The organism is Ruegeria sp. BH6, from assembly GCF_056538105.1.
In genome coordinates this window covers 1-19,497 of the sequence record NZ_JBQFSR010000010.1, presented here as the reverse complement: position 1 = coordinate 19,497, position 19,497 = coordinate 1, and the positions used below count along the sequence as shown (strand labels likewise).

Genomic DNA, 19,497 nt, shown 5'->3' with positions numbered 1-19,497 from the left:
GTTAAAATAAACGTAACCTCCTGCGTGCAGATTTCCGTTCACACAAACGGAGTCGGAGCAAAATGCCCAACCCACTTTCAGCACTGTTGTCTTCGCCCGGCACCGCCGTGAAACCCGATGCAACACCGCAAGAACCTCGTGCGTCCAAAGGGGCCGCGTCCTTTCAAATGGTTATGGATCAAGAGGCCGATCCCCAGTCAGCCGAGCCCGATCTCACCGGCCTTTTGGTTCAGGGCCCAGACACGGCGTCAGAGGTGGACGACATCGCTGCAAACGTTGAAATTCCGGATGTTTCCGATATCCCCGAGGATCAGCCGCCTGCCGAATTGCATGCGGCTGTGCCGGAAGTTGTTCCGGCTCCGGTTGCCAAGACGTTGGCTGAAAAACCAACCATGACGTCATCAACTGTTGAGGCGGAGACTGCAACGGTAGACGAGACGCACCCGCCCCCTCAAAAAACCGACAGGTTGGAACCCGCGGCGGGCCCTGCTCGGCGTGCGGTATCTCCAGCCGTTCAAGCCATGCTTTTCGGTACAGTTTCGCCAAGAAGAACGCCCCAGGCGGCCACCAATCCGCCAAGCTTTCCCGCCGGGCTTGTAACACCGAACATGCTCCCGAAAGAGATGTTGGATCATTCGCCCATCATCCGACCCGACCTGGGCGGACCAAGTGCCCCCGCGACGCCACAGGTGGTGCAATCGCAAGCGGTGGTACCTGATCGGGCGACAACACTTGTACAAATGCAGCTTTTGGCCACGGATCAAACCAACACGCAGACCCAGCTTCAGACCATTCCCGAAGTCGAAGAGATATCGACCACCAGAGAGACCCCGACATTGTCCTCTGCCCGAGATTCGGCACCATTTACACAGACCATTACATCGACGGCGCGCGCTGAAACGGCACGCGCGGTTGCCAATCAAATGGCAACCGTTGTTTCGACCCGTGGACAGCAAGGCACAATCGAGGTCGCGTTAAACCCCGAAGAATTGGGACGCGTTTCGATAGTCTTGAATGGTCGCGATGATGGCCTGCACATAACAATCTCGGCGGAACGGCCGGAAACACTGGATATGATGCGCCGTCACATCTCGGTGCTGGAGGCCGAATTCCAGAACTTTGGGCTGGGCGACCTGTCCTTTGATCTGGGCACCTCTGCAGACGCACAGCAGGATAGCTCTGACTCGGGCGACGGCACCCCGCTTGCGGAAACGCAGGACGAGCCTGTCACCGAGGCGGGCCCCGCCATTCCGAAACTAGGCCCCGACGGCCGGATCGACATGAGGCTTTGAGCATGATCACCCCAACCCAATCGACGATGCAAGCCAATACCCAGGCCCAATCAGCATCCCAGTCACAGGCAACCTCGATCGCGTCGGATTTCGATACTTTCCTGTTGCTGATGACGACCCAGGCGCAAAATCAGGACCCCTTGGAGCCGATGGATTCGACCGAGTACGCCTCGCAATTGGCGCAATTTTCGATGGTTGAACAACAGGTTCAGAGCAACGAGCTTTTGTCCGAACTGGCGCTGTCTCTGGGCGGTATAAGGCTGGAGGATCTTGCCAATTGGGTCGGTATGGATGTCCAGACCACCGCAGCGTTCCACTTTGATGGCGAGCCTGTGACCCTGTCCGCGCAGGCTGAACCGGCGGCAGACAGTGCGGTGATGGTGATCCGGGACAGTGACGGCACCGAGATCGAAAGGATTTCCGTACCGGTGACCGAGACCGAATTTGACTGGGCCGGGACAACAAGCGATGGCAACCCTTTGCCGACCGGCAGCTATTCAGCCACGCTGGAAAGCTATGACGGGGAAGAGTTGCTTTCGGTCCAGCCTGTCTCAACCTTCAGTCAGGTGGTCGAGGCACAGGTTGGCGAGGATGCTGTCGTGCTGACGCTGGAAAGCGGGCAAGTGGTTCCGGCGGGGATGGTGACCGGGGTCCGAACCGGAACTTGATCTGCAGGGCGGGACAGGCCAAACCAGTGCAAACTGCGACTCGTTTTTTTTGGTGAACCCACTGCCTGCCCCGACACCCCCCCCTTTGGATCTTGTTAATGACCTGCGTCACCGGGGGCTGATCGCAGTGGATGCACAGTTTCAGACCCTGTATGGCGGACGGACAAATCAGGTCTGGAAAGTGCTGGAAGAGAACGGCGGCAAGGTTTTGAAACTGTACCGAACAGGGTTGCGCAATCCGTTGTTTCGCAACGATGCCGAGTTGGAAGCGCAGTGCCTAACCGCGTTGGAGCCGACCGGATTTGCCCCGCGTCTACGCGCGGCGGGTCAACATCAAAACGGTCGATGGGTGTTTTACGATCACGCGCCGGGTACGCCCTGGCGTAAGGACACAACCGACGTTGCCCTATTGCTCGGCAAACTACATGGGCTGGATGTGTCGGTTCCGGCGCCCCGCGGATGCAATGGCAGTGCGGATCTGGCCCGGCACGGCCAGAGCATCCTTGACGGATGCACCTCGGCCATGCGGCACCAATTGGAACAGCTAAAACCTGACGAACAGGTACAACCGACCCAACAGACTTGCCTGATACATGGCGACCCGGTTGCGGGGAACATTCTGGTTGCGCCATCCGGGCTGACCCTGATCGACTGGCAATGCCCGGCGCAGGGCGATCCGTGCGAAGACATTGCACTGTTTGTGTCGCCCGCCATGCAGCACCTGTACCGGGGGTCAGCTTTGACACCTGAGGAAGAAGATCAGTTTCTGTCCTCGTACAGACGCGCAGACATCGTGACCCGGTTCAAATCGCTGCGTCGTTGGTATGCTTGGCGGATGGCGGCCTATTGTTTGTGGCGGATAGAAAACGGGTCACCGGACTATGCCACGGGGTTGGAACTAGAACGCGCGGTGCTAGAGCGGTCATAAGTCCAATAGCCCCATAATGGTATAGGCCGGCGGCATCAATGCGCGCCGCCGGCGTCCCAGCGGAAACCGCGCCGGGACACGTGTTATGGGTTCAGGTAGCCCGGTCTCTTGCTGCAAAACCATCCGGGCCAGCGCCCGTCCGCAATAGGTCCCCATCGCCACCCCGTTACCGTGATAGGCAAACCCGGTGAACATCCCCGGTTGATCCGTCACGGGACCCACAAACGGCGTTAACCCTCGCGACAGGCAGACCATACCGGACCACATATGGGTGACATCGACCGACGCCCATTCCGGGAACATCTGCCTGAAATCGTTCAGAGCCTTCCGGCGAATGGCCGCCTCAGCCTGCGGAGACGCGCGCAACCCGCCGCGCATTCCGAACAGAAACCGTCGGTCGGGCATCAGGCGGAAATAATGCAGCAAATGGCGGGTATCGTAAGACATCTGGTCAGATGTCCAACCCTGGGTTTGCAATTCTTCCTGCGTCAGAGGACGCGTCACTAGAACCGTGGATTGGACAGGCATATACCGGCCAGCCAGCCAGGGCGGCACGTCCTCGCTGGAGTAACCATTGGTGCAGATCAGAACGTTTGCGGCGCTGATCCGACCCGAGTCTGCCTCCAAGTCAAAGCCAGATTGCGTCTTCCGAATTGTCTGCACCGCACTGTTCTGAAACAGCTTGGCCCCAAGTGTCTGCGCCATTTGCGCCAAACCGAACAGGTATTTTCTGGGATTCAGTGCAAACCCGACCGGGTTGGTGTACCCGCCATAAAACCGACCACCAAACCCAAGTCCGGGAAGATCATCTGGGGCGTGCAAAGTGCCCGTGGCCTCGGCCCGTTTGCGCAGCCTTTCCATCGCACGGGGGGTGTGGGCCAGTTGGGTTTCACCCTGAGAATGCACATCCGCATCTATGGCATTGGTTTTCAGCAGATCAGCGACAAGGTGAACCGCGTCCATTTCAGCTTGATCATAACTGTGTGCGGCCGCCTCACCGAATTGGCGGACCATTGCGCTGTAGCTCAGTTTTGATCCGCCCAGACAGCAAAAGCCACCATTGCGCCCCGAGGCGCCCCAACCGGGTGTCCGGGCCTCAAGCACCGCAACCGAGACACCAGCCTCAGCCAGATGCAGCGCCGCAGCCAGCCCGGTGAAACCGCCACCAACAATGGCAACGTCCACCTTCTGTTCACCGTTGAGAACCGGCCAGTCGGGGCTGGCAATCGTTTCGTCCCACCAGCAGTTGGTCCGGGGGCCGGGCCCATAGGTGTAATCCGGGAACAGCCGCTTCATTCGGTACGCGCAGCAGCCATTTCATCCTGCTTTTGCCTCACCATCGCGCGTTTTGTGACCAATGATGCGGTGATAACGCCCACCGTCACAATCGCGATCATGATCGTGGACAATGCGTTGATCTCGGGGCTGACGCCCAGGCGCACGGCCGAAAAGATCTTGATCGGCAGGGTTGTCGCCGACGGCCCAGAAGTGAACGACGCAATCACCAGATCATCCAGCGACAGAGTGAAGGCCAGCAACCAACCCGAGATCACCGCAGGCGCGATGATCGGCAAAGTCACCAGCCGGAACGCCTGAGCGGGTGAACAGCCCAAATCCAGCGCAGCCTCTTCCAGAGATTTATCGAAGGTCACTAGGCGTGAAGACACGACGACCGAGACGAAACACATCGAAAAGGTCGTATGCGCCAGAACGATGGTCAGGATACCCCGATCCAACCCGATGCCGATGAACAGCAACAGCAGCGACAGCCCGGTGATAACCTCGGGCATCACCAGCGGCGCGTAGATCATGCCGGAAAACAGCGTGCGACCTAAGAACCGCCCACCACGCACCAACACATAGGCCGCGGCGGTACCCAAGATTGTCGCCAATGTGGATGAGAATACCGCGACGCGCACGGTCACCCAGGCTGCATCCAGAAAGGCCTCGTTCTGGATCACTTCGCCATACCATTTGGTCGAGAACCCGGCCCAGACTGTCACCAGCTTGCTCTCATTGAAGCTGAAGATGATCAGGATGATCATCGGGATATAGAGGAACGCAAATCCCAGCGTCAGGGACACCGCGTTGAACCAGCTTAGCCTGTTCATTGCTCGGCCTCCGTCTGCTTTTGCTGGTTGCGCTGGAACAGCACAATCGGGACGACAAGGATCAGCAGCAGTACCACCGCCACGGCGCTGGCCACCGGCCAGTCGCGGTTCGAGAAGAACTCTTCCCACAGCACCTTGCCGATCATCAATGTACCCGAGCCGCCCAGCAATGATGGAATCACGAACTCACCAATCACCGGGATCATCACCAGAAAACATCCCGCGATGATGCCAGGGCGCGACAGCGGAACAGTCACCAGCCAAAAGGCCTGCAGGCGTGAGCAGCCCAGATCCTCAGCCGCTTCGATCAGGGACCCGTCCATACGCTCCAGTGACGAATAAACCGGCAGGATCATGAACGGCAGATACGTGTAGACGATGCCGATATAGACCGCCCATTGCGTGTTCAGAATGGTCAGCGGGGTCGAGATGATGCCCAGCCACAGCAGAAACTGGTTCAGATAGCCTTCGTTCGACAAAATCCCCATCCACGCGTAAACGCGGATCAGGAACGAGGTCCAGAACGGCAAGATCACCAGCATCATCAGCGTGGGCCGCCACTCGACCGGCGCGCGGGCCATGCCGTAGGCAATCGGATAGCCCACCAACAGCGTCAGAAAAGTCGAGATCACCGCGATCTTGACGCTGGACAGGTAGGCTTTCCAATACAGGTCATCCTCGGTCAGCCAGACGAAGTTTTCGAAATCCAACTGGCTGAAGAACTCTTTGATCCCGGCCCAGCCCTGCGACAGGTCCAGCGTTGGCGTGTAGGGCGGAATGGCCAGTTCGGTATCCGACAACGAGATCTTCAGAACGATGAAGAACGGCACCAGAAACAGCGCCAACAGCCAGACATAGGGAACGGCAATCAGAAATGCGCGGCGCATCAGCTGGCCAGCAGAACCGCGGCCGTCGCTGTCCAAGACAGCCAGACCGGGTCTTCCCAGGTGAACGACCGGCGCGAGATTCGACGGGTATTGGCCGTCTGCGCCTTGATGATCGTGCCGTTTGCAAGCTCGACATGATAGGTAGACAGGTTGCCCAGATAGGCGATGTCATGAACCTTGCCCTGCACTGCGTTGATCGCATCCGCCGGGCGATCCGCCGAGATCGTCACTTTTTCGGGCCGGATCGCCAGATGGCAGGTCTGACCGCTAGAAAACCCATTTGCTGAGGTTGCCGTCAGCGGTGCCTGCCCCTCGGCCCAGTCGATCTGATAGGAGTCTTCGCCGTTGGCGGACGCCCGGCCCTCGATGATGTTCACATCCCCGATGAAATCCGCAACATAGACCGAGTTCGGGTTTTCATAGATGCGATCCGGCGTTTCCACCTGCATCAACCTGCCCTGGTCCATCACCGCGACGCGGCTGGCGACGGTCATCGCCTCTTCCTGATCGTGGGTCACGATCACAAAGGTGGTGCCGGTCTTTTCCTGAATATCCATCAGTTCAAACTGCGTGTCCTGCCGCAGTTTCTTGTCCAGCGCGCCAAGCGGTTCATCCAGCAACAGCAGCTTTGGTGCCTTGGCCAGTGACCGCGCCAGCGCCACCCGCTGACGTTGCCCACCCGAGATCTGATGCGGCTTGCGGCGGGCAAATTGTTCCAGCCGGGTCAGGCGCAGCATCTCTTCGACACGCTCTTCCAAGTCATGCTTGGGCATGTTGTCCCGGCGCAGGCCGAAGGCAATATTGTCCCAGATACTGAGGTGCGGGAACAGTGCGTAGGACTGGAACATCATGTTCACCGCCCGCTTGTTCGGCGGGATCGGGTCGATGTCCTGACCGCCCAACATGATGTGCCCTTCGGTCGGCGTTTCGAACCCTGCCAACATCCGCATCATGGTGGTCTTGCCGCAGCCCGAAGGCCCCAGCAAAGCAAAGAATTCTTTTTCGAAGATATCCAGAGACAGGTTGTCGATGGCCGTGAATTCACCAAACCGTTTGGTGACATTCCGGAACTGGATCAAAGGTTTCGCCTGTGGATCATTCCACGGCTCAAAGACGTCAGAGTTCAAAACGGCCCCCGTGCATCAATCTGGGAAATGGCACAGGGCGGGCCAATCCGCCCTGTGCAGATAACCGGTCAGGTGCCCGATTTGATCTTGGTCCACAGACGGGTCACCACCCGTTGTGTTTTCGACGGGTATGGCGTCGTGATGTAGAGATTCTGCATGGTAGCATCATCAGGATAGATCGCCGGATCACCGATCACGTCTTCTACAAGAAACTCCTGTGACGCCTTGTTGCCATTGGCATAGTAAACGTAGTTCGATGCAGCGGCCATGTTATTGGCATCCAGAATAAAATCCAGGAACTTGTGTGCACCTTCTGGGTTCGGAGCATCCGCCGGAATTGCCATCTGGTCGAACCACATCAACGAGCCTTCGGCAAATGGGTGGTATTCAATGTTGACACCGTTGTCAGCCTCTGCTGCGCGATCGCGTGCCTGAAGAATATCGCCCGACCAGCCGACGGCTACGCATATATCTCCATTGGCCAATGCGTTGATATATTCCGAACTATGGAACTTTTGGATGTGAGGGCGGACGCTAGTCAGAACCTCTTCGACTTTCTTGATGACGTCAGGATCGTGGCTATCAGGATCTTCGCCTATGTACTGCAAAGCCATTGGTATCATCTCGGCTGGCGCGTCTAGGAAGTGAACCCCACAAGAGGCCAGCTTTTCCATGTTCTCAGGCTTCAGCACCAGATCCATGCTATTTAGGGCGACGTCATCACCCAGCGCTTCTTTGACTTTGTCGACGTTCACGCCGAGTCCAGTGGTGCCCCACATGTAGTTTATCGAATACGCGTTGCTGGGATCATAACCCGCGGTGCGTTCCTGGATTACGTCCCACAGGTTGCCCGCGTTGGACAGTTTGGACGAATCCAACTCCTGAAATGCACCAGCCTGTATCTGGCGCTGAAGGAATGTTCCGGACGGCACCACAACGTCATACCCCGAACCACCGGCCAGCATCTTGGTTTCAAGAACCTCATTGCTGTCGAACACATCATAGATCAGCGTCAGGCCGGTTTCTTCCTCGAACTTGGACAGCAGTTCCTCATCGATATAGTCAGACCAGTTGTAAACACGCACTTCTTCGGCAAAGGCCGCAGAAGTCCCCAGCGCGATGACCGCTGTCATGGTCAGCGTTTTGATTGTCATTTTCTTCTCCCTGCAAGTGTACGGGTATAATCCCGTTTTTTTGGATTTGATCAAGTTTTGCGTTTTCCCTCGATCCCGCGTATGGTTTCACGAGGCCTGAAACCTGGCAAGACATCATCACTGGAAACGGGGCAAACCAATTGGATTTGATCAAAAATAAGGCATCCAGCGCGAAGGTAGAGACCGAAAAACGACCCGCGCACGAACAGGTCTATCAAACCCTCAAAGCGCAGATCATGTTCGGCGACTTGGTGCCGGGACAGCCCGTCACGATACAAGGGCTGACTGATTCGCTGGGGGTGGGAATGACCCCCGTGCGTGAGGCGATTCGCCGCTTGATCTCGGATGGCGCGCTGGTGTTTCAGGGCAACCGCAGGGTCAGCGTACCGCTGTTGTCGGCGGGAGATGTTGAACAGATGATATTTGCCAGAATTTCAATAGAATCAGAGCTTTCAAGCCGCGCGGCTGCGAATATGAACAGCGCGGATATCGATAATCTTGAACGGATCGATCAGCGGCTTGACCGCACAATCGCGGATGGCGACGTCAGCGGTTATCTGCATCTGAACCACACGTTTCACGAAACCCTCTATTCCTACGCTGACGCCCCAATTCTGCTTGATCTGACCGAGCGGCTCTGGCTGAGATTCGGGCCGTCTCTGCGTGTGGTCTGTGGCCGTTTCGGCACGCAAAGCCTGCCGGACCGGCATAAGGACATTATCACCGCGCTGCGCGCAAAAGATGCGAAAATGGCAGCAAAAGCCACGGCTCAGGATATCGAACAGGGGATGGAACTGATGGCCGACGCCCTGACCGACGGCTAGAAATTGGCGATTCGATTGACAGGAAAAAATTTGATCATATTGTAAATGCCAACCGCTTTTGCAGGAGACGTCCGGATGTCCACCATCACTAATCACATGCCCACCGCTGAATTGCAGGCGCTGGATGCTGCCCATCACATGCACCCGTTCTCGGCCAATGGTTCGCTTGGTCAGGAAGGCGCCCGCGTCATCACCCGCGCCAATGGCGTCTATCTGACCGACAGCGAGGGCGAGGAGATTCTGGACGCCATGGCCGGTCTGTGGTGCGTCAATATCGGCTATGGTCGCGATGAACTGGCCGAGGTCGCCGCCCGCCAGATGCGCGAGCTGCCGTATTACAACACTTTCTTCAAAACGACCCATGTGCCTGTTATCGCGCTCGCCGCGAAGCTGGCAGAACTGGCGCCGGGCGATCTGAACCACGTCTTCTTCGCCGGTGGCGGATCCGAGGCGAATGACACCAACATCCGTCTGGTGCGCACCTATTGGGCCGAAAAAGGCCAGCCCGATAAAAACATCATCATTAGCCGCCACAACGCCTATCACGGCTCGTCCGTGGGGTCCGCGTCTCTCGGGGGTATGGCCGGGATGCACGCGCAGGGCGGCATTCCGATCCCCAACATCCACCACATTAACCAACCGAACTGGTGGGCCGAAGGCGGCACCATGACCCCCGAGGAATTCGGCCTAGCCCGCGCGCGCGAGTTGGAAGACGCCATTCTGGAGCTTGGCGAAGACCGCGTTGCCGCCTTTATCGCCGAACCCGTGCAAGGTGCGGGCGGCGTGATCGTGGCACCCGACAGCTACTGGCCCGAGGTTCAGCGGATCTGCGATAAATACGATATCCTACTGATCGCGGATGAGGTGATTTGCGGATTTGGCCGCACGGGCAACTGGTTCGGCTCAGAAACCGTAGGTATCCGACCGGATATCATGACCATCGCCAAGGGGCTCAGCTCGGGCTATGCGCCCATCGGGGGGTCCATCGTCAGTGATGAGATCGCCAAGGTTATCGGCGGCACCGAGTTCAACCATGGCTACACCTATTCCGGCCACCCGGTCGCGGCGGCCGTTGCGCTGGAAAATCTGCGCATCCTCGAAGAGGAGAAGATCGTCGAACACGTCCGCGACGTGGCCGCGCCCTATTTGAAAGAGAAATGGGAGGCGCTGGCCGATCACCCGCTGGTCGGTGAGGCCAAAATCGTCGGCATGATGGCCTCGATCGCGCTGACGCCAGACAAGGCCAGCCGTGCTAAGTTTGCCTCGGACCCCGGCACCGTGGGCTATATCTGCCGCGACCGCTGCTTTGCCAACAACCTGATCATGCGCCATGTGGGTGACCGGATGATCATCTCACCCCCGCTGATCCTGACCCCTGCGGATATCGACGAGATGTTCGTGCGGATTTACAAGTCGCTGGATGAGGCACATGCCGAAATCATCGCGCAAGGATTGATGAAGGTGGCGGCATAGGTCTGCGTTCAGAGTATCTACGAAACGCAAGGGGCGGTTGGATTAGCAACCGCCCTTAGCTTTGAAGATCCGAGTCTTGTTCTGCCTCATTAGGTTAAATGTGACAGAGCTAGATTTCGTCCGGAGAAAAGCTACTCCGGCTCCAGCTATCATCGTACTCTCCCAAAACTCGGGACAACCCCAATAGTGACACAAAAAGTCGTGCGTAAAAATCCCGCGACATGAGTGGCTCGTTTTCATCCAGCAACTGAACAAGTTTGGCGACTTCGGTAGCAAAGACATCATAGACCTCTTTGTCCGTGGACGTTGGATCCAACGTCCAGATGTCGTGTTTGTCATAGTACTGCGCTGGTTGTGGTGTGTCTTCGGTCATAGTGCGGCCTCATCATTTGAGGCACACTTGGGATTGATGAAGCTACCGGCAATATACGTGGCGGGTAGTCACAACAAAATGGCGGCCGAGACCATAAGATTCAGACTAAGACACCTCAGTGACGTTAGTGTTTGAAGCCGCCCTTGCATATTCAAGCTGACGAAATCATCCGGCAGTAAATTCGGCACAGTTGGTACGTTCGTACGACGCCGGTCGTGTTTGGCTCGGTTCGCCTGTGTCTATACCCTGTGTATCAGTTCCAGCCTCTGTCAGGCGAGCTAGCAGTTTTCAGCGCTAAGCAAAGCTCAGCACACGAGCATTGCAACCGCATCGCGCGGGAATATAAAAATTGTCGCGCGATAAAAAACTTGATTTGATACATCTTAGATTCAAATATATGAATGCGATCCAGTTTTTTATTACCTCTACTGGCGTCGCGACCCGCTAAACTGCTGGGTCCACCTCCCGTCTATCGTAGTGAGTGCCGGTAGTCGGGAGGTTACTCATCCCATAAAGCCAAAAACTGAGAGAATGTCCGCACCACGCACCTAAACACTGTACAGGACCCGTTCGTTATCACCGCAACCGCTCTAATAGTTTCAAACTGGCATATCCATCCGGGAGCAGCCCCTGCGCCAACTGATACGCGCGGACGGCGTCGGTCGTGTTTGGTCCGGTGCGCCCGTCGATGCCTTGCGTATCAAAGCCAGCCTCGGTCAGGCGGGATTGCAGTTCCTTTTTCTCGGTGAAACTCAGCACCCGGTCACCGCGCGGCCAGTTGGCTTGAAACGGCGCTTGGCCGGCCAGACGGTCGGACAGATGGCCGATACCGATCACATAAGCGTCGGCACCGTTATATTTCTCGATCACGCCGAAATTGTCGAAGATCATCAGCGCCACACCCTGCCCTCCGGCGGGCAATAGAATGGCCGCCTGTCCGTAGTCCGGCACCGGCGTACCATTGCGTCCCAACACGCCGCGCGCGGCCCAGTCAGAGGGCATCAATGTATAATCCCGCTTGGCCACGGCATAGTCGAACCCTTGCGGCAAACGTACTTCGACACCCCAAGGCTGACCCTTGATCCAGCCGTGCCGCGCTAGGTAGGTGGCGGCAGAGGCCAACGCGTCGGTCGGGTCCTCGGACCAGATATCGCGCCGCCCGTCGCCATCGAAATCCACCGCGTGATCCAGGTATGAGGTCGGCATGAACTGTGTATGACCCATCGCGCCCGCCCAGCTGCCGACCATATTCCCGGCACTGACATCCCCGGCCTGAACGATCCGCAAAGCCGCGATCAATTGAGTTTCAAAGAACTGCGCCCGCCGCGCGTCAAAGGCCAGTGTCGCCAGTGAGCGGATAGTCTGATCACTTCCCCTAAACGTCCCGAACGAGGTCTCGAGCCCCCAGATCGCCGTTACAACCTCTTTCTCGACGCCATATTGCGCCTCGATCCGGGTCAGGGTCGCGTGATGGCGTTCCAGCCCGGCGCGACCGTTGCGGATTCGCGTGTCTGACACAGCGGCATCCAGATACTCCCAGATCGGTTTTGAAAACTCGGCCTGATTGCGATCCCGTTCGATGATTTTCTTGTCATAGGTCAGGCCCGCCAGCGCCCGATCCAGCGTCGCGGCTGAAATGCCCTGTTGTTCTGCCCGTTCGCGGAACGCCCCCAGCCACGCCTGAAACCGCGCGTTTCCTTCGGTCGACACCCGATACTCCTTAGCTGAAGGCCGCACGACCGGTCGGAGGGACACGGTCATATCAGCCGAGGCCAGCTGAAAGGTCTGTGACCGATCCGCTGAATTGTGGGATTCCGCCTGCACAATGGATGCCCATAATGCAGCGGCTATGATGCCACTTGCGCATTTACGCATTCCGAAATTCCTGATTACTGCTCAACCTCAGGATAGCGCAAAGTGCGGGATTCACAAAGCACTCAGACCAAAATACCTGACGCGCCCGGCCAAACGGAATAAGCTGCTGAGATGACACCCTTTGAAGATCCAAAAGTTGCCACCGCATTTGACGCGCTGCCAATTGATGCTCGTGTCGGGGCGCTTGCCCTGCGTGACCTGATCTTTGACACCGCCGCGTCCTTGCCAGACGCGCAGCCTTTGCAGGAATCGCTGCGCTGGGGTCAGCCCGCCTATCTGGCTCCAAAGGGTTCAACAATCCGGATCGGCACGCATAAGTCCGCGCGATTTGCACTGTATGTGCATTGCCAAAGCCGGTTGATGGGTGATTTCACCTCGGCCTTTCCCAGCGAGGATCGGCTGGATGGCAACAGGGCCGTGTTGTTTGACGACCCCGCGCAGATCGACCCGACGCGCCATGGCTGGCTGATTGCGCGGGCGCTGACCTATCACCTCTGACGGCGTTTGCGTTCGACCTTGCGTTTGATCTTGTCTTTCTTGCGCTTGTTGCTAACCGCTTTGCGTCGGGTTGGCCGCCCTTTCGCACCGCGTCCCCGTGGCAGGGCCTGATCGTCAATGGACAACAATTCCAGTTCCAAACCGCCGGTCACAGGCGTCGCCGCGGTAAGACGCACGGTGACACGCTGTCCAATGGCGATGATCAGCCCGGTGTCCGATCCCATCAGCGTCCCTGCCTCACGGTCGAAATGGAAGAATTCACGCCCGAGTGATCGGACGGGCACCAGACCATCCGCACCGGTTTCGTCCATTTTCACAAAGGCCCCGAACCGGGCGATACCACTGATACGGCCACTGAACTCATTGCCTACGCGCTCGCTGAGATAGGCAGCCAGGTAGCGATCTGTCGTATCCCGTTCGGCCATCATCGAACGCCGCTCGGTGTCCGAAATATGGGTGGCGGTTTCTTCCAGCCTGGCGATTTCATCCTCGGTCAGACCGTCGTCACCCCAACCATGCGCCGTGATCAGCGCCCGATGCACGATCAGGTCAGAATAGCGACGAATGGGCGAGGTGAAATGCGCATAGTTCCGCAGCGCCAGCCCGAAATGCCCGAAGTTTTCCGGGTTGTAATACGCCTGCGCCATCGACCGCAATGTGCTGAGGTTGATCAACTCGGCATCCTCGGTCCCGGCGGCGGCGTTCAACAGCGCATTCAGATGCCGGGTTTGCAGAACCTGGCCCTTGGCCAAATTAAGACCGGCGGCCTGCGCCGTTTCCCGCAGACTTTCCAGTTTCTCAGGCGCGGGCTCTTCATGCACGCGGAACAGCAGCGGGCGGCGCTTGGCAATCAGGGTCTCGGCGGCGGCGACGTTGGCGAGGATCATGAACTCCTCGATCAGCTTATGGGCGTCCAACCGGTCGCGGAACGCCACGCTGGTCACTTCGCCCGCGTCGCTGAGGACGATCTTGCGTTCCGGCAGGTCCAGCTCCAGCGGCTGCCGTTCGGCGCGCGCCTTCTTCAGGGCCGCATAAGCGGCGTAGAGCGGTTTCAAAACAGTTTCCAACAAAGGTCCGGTGCGGTCATTCGGGTTACCGTCAATGGCGTCCTGCACCTCGGCATAGTGCAGCGAAGCGGCCGAACGCATAAGGCCCCGCACAAACCGGTGTTCGATCTTGTTGCCGTCTGCGTCGATCTGCATCCGTACGGCGATACAGGCGCGCGGAACGCCTTCGTGCAGCGAACACAGATCGCCAGACAGGCGATCCGGCAACATCGGCACCACACGATCCGGGAAATAGCTGGAGTTACCACGCTTTCGCGCCTCCCGATCCAGTGCGGTTCCCGGCTGCACATAAGCAGCAACATCCGCGATGGCGACCCAGATCACATGGCCGCCGGGGTTTTTCGGGTCCTCATCCGCGTGCGCATAACAGGCGTCGTCATGGTCGCGCGCGTCCGACGGGTCGATGGTCAGCAGCGGCATGTCCCGCAGGTCTTCGCGCCCTTTCAGGCCGACGGGTTTGGCCCTATCGGCCTCGGCAATCACCTTATCAGGGAAATCGTCGGGGATACCGTGCTGGTGGATCGCGATCAGCGACACCGCCTTGGGTGCCGATGGGTCACCCAGCCGCTCGACGATACGGGCGCGCGGCAGACCCATGCGGTTCTTGGGGCCTGCCTGTTCGGCCTCGACCAGTTCGCCATCCTTGGCGCCCAGTATCGCACCGTCATGCACCAGCCATTCGGTCGAGCCGGTCTTGTCGATGGGGACGATCCGTCCACCTTCGGCGCTTTTGCGGAAGATACCGACGATCCTGCGCGGATTGGTTCCGATACGTCGGATCAAGCGCGCTTCGTAATTGTGGTCTTCTTCATGTACCACCGTCAGGCGAGCCAGAATGCGGTCGCCCTCGCCCAGCGCCGGATCGCTGGCACGCGCAACGATCAGAACGATGGGTTCAACGCCTTCACCATGCCATTCCAGCGGGCGCGCGAACAGGTCACCATCGGCATTCGGAGCCTTTACTTGCAACACGCTGACCGGCGGTAACCGGTCCGGATCACGATAGCTGCGCTTGCGCTTTTCCAGATGCCCTTCGGCCTCAAGTTCTTTGAGGATACGCTTCAGATCAATTCGATCTGCACCCTTGATGCCAAAGGCTTTGGCGATATCGCGTTTCGAGGTCAGGGTGGGGTTCGCCGAGATCCAATCGAGGACCTCTTGCTTGGTAGGGATGCGAGTCATAAGTCCGGCGTATCACGGGGATGCGACGGCGTCATGACTAAAAAAGATCAGGGTTTCAGATCGGCAACCGTGTCCACGTCACGCAGATGATCCAGAAAAGCCACCCGCGTTCCGGGGATTGAGACCAGAGTATCGGCCAGTGCGTGTTCCGTGGACCAGCGTACATCGCGGAACAGGTTCGTGGGCATTGCCCCATAGCGTTGCGCGCCAACCAGCCAGTAGCCCCCGTCCGGCGCAGGCCCGAACACCATTTGCGCCGAGCCCAGCGCCTTGAACGCCCGCGCAATATGCCCCCGCGTGATGCCGGGAATATCCGCACCAATTAAACAGATCGGACCTTTTGGCATGTCCCGCAACATCCGGCCCATGCGATCGCCCAGATCACCGTTCCCCTGTGGCACTCGCAGCAGATCCACCGGCCAGATACGGCTGTTCAGCCCCTCGCGGTCCGGGGAGACCGCCAGGACAATCTGCCAGCGCGGATCGCGTAACCGCCGGATCAACGACTTGGTCTGATGCCGAAACCACCAGGCCGCACCGACCATGCCGATATCGCGACCCAGACGAGTCTTCACCCGCCCCGGGTGTGGTTCTTTGACCATGATGACCAGAGTCCGCTGCATGGATCAGGCGAAATAATCCCGCAGGATGCGCGTGTAGATCGCCTTGAGCTGGTCGATCTGCGCCACCTCGACGCATTCATCCACCTGATGCATCGTGCGGCCAACCAGGCCGAATTCGACCACCGGGCAGTGGTTTTTCACAAACCGCGCGTCCGAAGTACCGCCGGTCGTGGACATCTCAGGGCGCAGGCCCGTTTCCGCCTCGACCGCTCGCGCCACCAGATCCGAGAGCGGGCCGGGCGGGGTCAGAAAACTTTCACCCGAGATTTTGATCTTGATATCGACCTCGACGTCATAGGACTCGGCCACACGCTGCGCTTCGGCCCGCAACCAGTCACTGAGGCTTGCACCCGAGTGCAAATCGTTGAACCGAATATTCACTGCGCCACTGCACTGTGCCGGGATCACGTTTGTTGCGGTGTTCCCGGTGTCGATATTCACAACCGCCAGCGTCGAGGCATCGAAATGATCCGTGCCCTGATCCAACTCATGACTGGCCAGGTCGTGCATCAGCCGCGCCATTGCAGGCAGCGGGTTTTTGGCGCGATGCGGATAGGCCGAATGCCCCTGTACACCGGTCACCGTGAACCACGCCGTCATCGAGCCACGACGCCCGATCTTCATCATCTCACCCATCGTGTTCGGGCAGGTCGGTTCGCCGACCAGACAGACCGACATCCGTTCATCGGCGCGGTCCATGTAATCCAGCAACGCGGTTGTGCCGTCCACGGCATCACCTTCTTCATCCCCGGTGATGGCCAGAATGACTGCACCGTCTGGTGGCGTATCTTGCACGAAATCCACCGCCGCTGCCGCAAAGGCCGCCACGCCGGATTTCATGTCGGTCGTCCCCCGCCCGTACATCACGCCGTCGCGGATTTCCGCCCCAAAGGGCAGCATGGTCCAGGCGGCTTCATCCCCGACCGGAACAACATCGGTATGGCCATTGAACCCAAAGCTGCGCGCATGGCCCTTTTTGCCCCAGCGCGCGAACAGGTTGGCGACACCCCCGCGATCGACCCGCGTGCAATCGAACCCCGCATCCGACAATAACTTTTCCAACAACACCAGCGCGCCACCTTCTTCGGGTGTGACCGATGGGCAACGGATTAGGTCCGCTGTCAATTCTACCGGATCTGTCATGGTGAGACCTCTTTGCTTCATTCGGGCGCTGGTTCGCGCACAGATTCAACGAATTGGGCCGATTGCCAACCCCCGCACGCCCGATTCCACGGGCTTTTTTCTGTTTGTATCGCGCCGATACCCCAATAAAACACGGACCTTGACCCCGCGACTACCTTGCCGCACCCGTCAAAATTGCGTTAGAGCCGCGCCAAACAGGTAAACTGACGATGATACGCGCCCTATTCGCACTGATCTGCCTGACCTTCGCCACGCTTGCACAACAAGCCCAGGCGCAGACACTGGACGTCACCACCGTGACCCGCCCTCCGTTTTCCTATGTCGAAGACGGGGCACAGACCGGTTTTTCCATGGATCTGCTGGCGGCGCTGGCCCAGTCGCTGGATTGGGACTATTCGGTCAACCGGGTCGAGGCGTTCAGCGACATGCTGGGTGCAGTGCAGGACGGTACCGCCGATCTGGCCATCGCCAACATCTCGATCACCGCGGCGCGCGAAACGCAGATGGATTTCAGCCAGCCGATCTTTGAGGCCGGTTTGCAGATCATGGTCCCGTCCGAGGCCGCACGCCGGCCCTCGCTGCTGCATGCGTTGCTGTCGACCGAATTGTTCATCGCCATTGGCCTGGCCTTTGCCATCCTGTTGGGCGGTGGCATGCTGATGTGGGGGTTCGAGCGCCGCTCGCAGCCCTATTTCGACCGCAAATTGAATGAGGCATGGTTCCCGTCCTTCTGGTGGGCGCTGAACCTGGTGGTCAATGGCGGGTTCGAAGAACGCATGCCGCGCACCCCGTTTGGCCGTGTGCTGGGCGTGGTTCTGGTGGTGTCATCCCTGTTCATCGTGTCGGTTTTTACCGCGCGCATCACCTCGGTCATGACGGTGGATGCGATCAGCGGCAACGTGAATTCGGTCAACGATCTGTATGGCAAACAGGTGGGCACGATTTCGAACTCGACCGCCGCCAATTTCCTGAACCGGCGCGAGATCGAGTTTACCGGATATTCCGGTCTGGATGAGATGCTGACCGCCTTCAAGGACAAAGAGCTGGACGCGGTTGTTTTTGACGCGCCGATCCTGTCTTACTATGCCTCGCACGAAGGACGACGGATCGCATCGGTGACCGGCGGCGTGTTCTTGCGAGAGAATTACGGGATCGCCTTCCCGACGGGATCACCCTTGGTCGAGGACGTCAATCAGGCGCTGCTGTCGCTGCGTGAAGACGGCACCTATGACGAGATATACCGCAAGTGGTTCGGGGTTCGGAACTAACCCTGCTCCTCATCGCCGAAAAACGGCGTCATCTGCGCGACTATGACCGCGTTTTCATCCAATGCCCGCTGCATCAGCGCGCGCTCGTCGGCGTCAATGTCATGGCCCTGTGCTTCTCGCTCGGCCAATGTACCATAGCCGGTGACGTCCAGCGGCGCGGTGTCTGCCTGTTTCAGGATCGCCACGGTCTCGCGCACGGCTTCGGCCTCATCCACGCCACTGGCGAAACACATCAGCGCCGCGCCGGTCGCGCCGTCGGGCAGGCCATCGCCATCCTTGCGGCCGATCTGCACAAGCAGGGTATAGACTTGCTGACGCGAGGGTTTCTTTTGCTTTTCCATGGCGCCTGCATTACGGGTGGAACAAGACATGGTCAACTCATAGAGCGACCCGGTAGCAGGGCCTGATTCGACTTGCAGATAAGCGAAGTACCTTACATCAAAGCCAACAGGCTTCCGCCTTCATGCAAAATTGACACATATTGAAAGTAAAAATTTCTCCGCTGGATTGACACGGAAATTTTTGAGAATCCGCATGGTTGAAATCGGTGCAATTCCGCCGACAGCCTGAGTTTATTTGCGCGGAAATTAGCTTACGGCAGCGCCGCATATTTGGGTCGATACGAGGTATGGAATGCGAAATTTAGAATACTCCCACTATTGATCGGTGTTTTTTGAAAAGGAAAGTTCGATGAGTACGTTGTCTAAACTTCTAACTACTGTTGCAAGCGTATCCGTTCTGGCTCTGGCTCCCGTAGCGTTTGTTGCAACAATCGCGTCTACGAACCCTGTGCAAGCTGAAGAGCAAGGCGAAGGAGGCGGTGGCGAAAGCGAAGGCGGCGGCGAAAGCGAAGGCGGCGGCGAAAGCGAAGGCGAAAGCGAAGGCGAAAGCGAAAGCGAAAGCGAAAGCGAAGGCGAAAGCGAAGGCGAAAGCGAAGGCGAAAGCGAAGGCGAAAGCGAAGGCGAAAGCGAAGGCGAAAGCGAAGGCGAAAGCGAAGGCGAAAG

19 protein-coding genes are annotated in these 19,497 nt (G+C 58.3%); 8 read left to right on the top strand and 11 right to left on the bottom strand.

Annotated elements, in window-relative coordinates; genetic code table 11:
* Nucleotides 1-62: 62 nt before the first annotated feature.
* From ACR0B8_RS17610 to ACR0B8_RS17600, 3 genes are all read left to right on the top strand, one after another.
* Entirely contained in the window at nucleotides 63-1,292 is a 1,230-nt protein-coding gene (locus ACR0B8_RS17610; protein WP_480659210.1) for a flagellar hook-length control protein FliK, read from the top strand.
* A gap of 2 nt (nucleotides 1,293-1,294) precedes the next feature.
* On the top strand, nucleotides 1,295-1,960 hold the full coding sequence (locus ACR0B8_RS17605; RefSeq protein WP_480659208.1) for a flagellar hook capping FlgD N-terminal domain-containing protein: 666 nt from the start codon (nucleotides 1,295-1,297) through the stop codon (nucleotides 1,958-1,960).
* Between the two features lie 85 nt (nucleotides 1,961-2,045).
* Entirely contained in the window at nucleotides 2,046-2,888 is an 843-nt protein-coding gene (locus ACR0B8_RS17600) for a phosphotransferase family protein (RefSeq protein WP_226689253.1), read from the top strand.
* On the opposite strand, the gene ACR0B8_RS17595 is transcribed toward ACR0B8_RS17600, so the two are convergent.
* From ACR0B8_RS17595 to ACR0B8_RS17575, 5 genes are all read right to left on the bottom strand, one after another.
* Nucleotides 2,883-4,184, bottom strand: coding sequence for an NAD(P)/FAD-dependent oxidoreductase (locus ACR0B8_RS17595; RefSeq protein WP_226689254.1), 1,302 nt, complete (start codon nucleotides 4,182-4,184; stop codon nucleotides 2,883-2,885). The genes ACR0B8_RS17600 and ACR0B8_RS17595 overlap by 6 nt on opposite strands.
* The gene (locus ACR0B8_RS17590) at nucleotides 4,181-4,999 is read right to left on the bottom strand and encodes an ABC transporter permease (protein WP_170362381.1); all 819 of its coding nucleotides are present in this window, start codon (nucleotides 4,997-4,999) and stop codon (nucleotides 4,181-4,183) included. The genes ACR0B8_RS17595 and ACR0B8_RS17590 overlap by 4 nt, the downstream gene beginning before the upstream one ends.
* Nucleotides 4,996-5,886 (bottom strand): ABC transporter permease subunit, encoded by an 891-nt coding sequence (locus ACR0B8_RS17585; protein ID WP_170362382.1) that lies wholly within the window; start codon nucleotides 5,884-5,886, stop codon nucleotides 4,996-4,998. Before ACR0B8_RS17585 ends, ACR0B8_RS17590 begins: the two co-directional genes overlap by 4 nt.
* Nucleotides 5,886-7,013: an ABC transporter ATP-binding protein gene (locus ACR0B8_RS17580; protein WP_170362383.1), complete on the bottom strand. Its 1,128-nt coding sequence runs from the start codon at nucleotides 7,011-7,013 to the stop codon at nucleotides 5,886-5,888. The genes ACR0B8_RS17585 and ACR0B8_RS17580 overlap by 1 nt, the downstream gene beginning before the upstream one ends.
* Before the next feature lie 68 nt (nucleotides 7,014-7,081).
* Nucleotides 7,082-8,167, bottom strand: coding sequence for a polyamine ABC transporter substrate-binding protein (locus ACR0B8_RS17575; RefSeq protein WP_170362384.1), 1,086 nt, complete (start codon nucleotides 8,165-8,167; stop codon nucleotides 7,082-7,084).
* A 140-nt stretch (nucleotides 8,168-8,307) separates the two neighbouring features.
* Between ACR0B8_RS17575 and ACR0B8_RS17570 the strand changes: the two genes are divergently transcribed.
* Entirely contained in the window at nucleotides 8,308-8,991 is a 684-nt protein-coding gene (locus ACR0B8_RS17570; RefSeq protein WP_170362385.1) for a GntR family transcriptional regulator, read from the top strand.
* Nucleotides 8,992-9,066: 75 nt separating this feature from the next.
* The gene (locus ACR0B8_RS17565; RefSeq protein WP_170351094.1) at nucleotides 9,067-10,464 is read left to right on the top strand and encodes an aspartate aminotransferase family protein; all 1,398 of its coding nucleotides are present in this window, start codon (nucleotides 9,067-9,069) and stop codon (nucleotides 10,462-10,464) included.
* A 109-nt stretch (nucleotides 10,465-10,573) separates the two neighbouring features.
* Here the strand turns inward: ACR0B8_RS17565 and ACR0B8_RS17560 are convergent, their stop codons facing one another.
* Together ACR0B8_RS17560 and ACR0B8_RS17555 are read right to left on the bottom strand one after the other, a co-directional pair.
* Nucleotides 10,574-10,837 (bottom strand): hypothetical protein, encoded by a 264-nt coding sequence (locus ACR0B8_RS17560; RefSeq protein WP_170362386.1) that lies wholly within the window; start codon nucleotides 10,835-10,837, stop codon nucleotides 10,574-10,576.
* A 576-nt stretch (nucleotides 10,838-11,413) separates the two neighbouring features.
* Nucleotides 11,414-12,712 carry a lytic murein transglycosylase gene (locus tag ACR0B8_RS17555; RefSeq protein WP_226689255.1) on the bottom strand — a complete coding sequence of 433 codons (1,299 nt, stop codon included), beginning with the start codon at nucleotides 12,710-12,712 and terminating at the stop codon, nucleotides 11,414-11,416.
* A 111-nt stretch (nucleotides 12,713-12,823) separates the two neighbouring features.
* On the opposite strand from ACR0B8_RS17555, the gene ACR0B8_RS17550 reads away from it, so the two are divergent.
* Nucleotides 12,824-13,210, top strand: coding sequence for a DUF1801 domain-containing protein (locus ACR0B8_RS17550; protein ID WP_226689256.1), 387 nt, complete (start codon nucleotides 12,824-12,826; stop codon nucleotides 13,208-13,210).
* On the opposite strand, the gene rnr is transcribed toward ACR0B8_RS17550, so the two are convergent.
* The 3 genes from rnr to dapE are packed head-to-tail and all read right to left on the bottom strand — an operon-like array spanning nucleotide 13,201 to nucleotide 17,225.
* Nucleotides 13,201-15,459 (bottom strand): ribonuclease R, encoded by a 2,259-nt coding sequence (rnr, locus tag ACR0B8_RS17545; protein ID WP_226689257.1) that lies wholly within the window; start codon nucleotides 15,457-15,459, stop codon nucleotides 13,201-13,203. The two genes, ACR0B8_RS17550 and rnr, sit on opposite strands and share 10 nt — an antisense overlap.
* A gap of 47 nt (nucleotides 15,460-15,506) precedes the next feature.
* Nucleotides 15,507-16,082: a TIGR04282 family arsenosugar biosynthesis glycosyltransferase gene (locus ACR0B8_RS17540; RefSeq protein WP_170362390.1), complete on the bottom strand. Its 576-nt coding sequence runs from the start codon at nucleotides 16,080-16,082 to the stop codon at nucleotides 15,507-15,509.
* Between the two features lie 3 nt (nucleotides 16,083-16,085).
* A complete protein-coding gene (gene dapE, locus ACR0B8_RS17535; protein ID WP_170362391.1) occupies nucleotides 16,086-17,225 on the bottom strand; it encodes a succinyl-diaminopimelate desuccinylase in 1,140 nt (379 codons plus the stop codon).
* A 209-nt stretch (nucleotides 17,226-17,434) separates the two neighbouring features.
* Here dapE and ACR0B8_RS17530 point away from each other — a divergent pair, with 209 nt between their 5' ends.
* Entirely contained in the window at nucleotides 17,435-18,493 is a 1,059-nt protein-coding gene (locus ACR0B8_RS17530; protein ID WP_170351101.1) for a transporter substrate-binding domain-containing protein, read from the top strand.
* Here the strand turns inward: ACR0B8_RS17530 and ACR0B8_RS17525 are convergent.
* Entirely contained in the window at nucleotides 18,490-18,834 is a 345-nt protein-coding gene (locus ACR0B8_RS17525; protein ID WP_170351102.1) for a hypothetical protein, read from the bottom strand. The two genes, ACR0B8_RS17530 and ACR0B8_RS17525, sit on opposite strands and share 4 nt — an antisense overlap.
* Nucleotides 18,835-19,183: 349 nt before the next feature.
* Here ACR0B8_RS17525 and ACR0B8_RS17520 point away from each other — a divergent pair.
* Nucleotides 19,184-19,497, top strand: a 314-nt coding sequence (locus ACR0B8_RS17520; RefSeq protein WP_480659203.1) for a hypothetical protein, incomplete at its 3' end; no start/stop codon positions are given.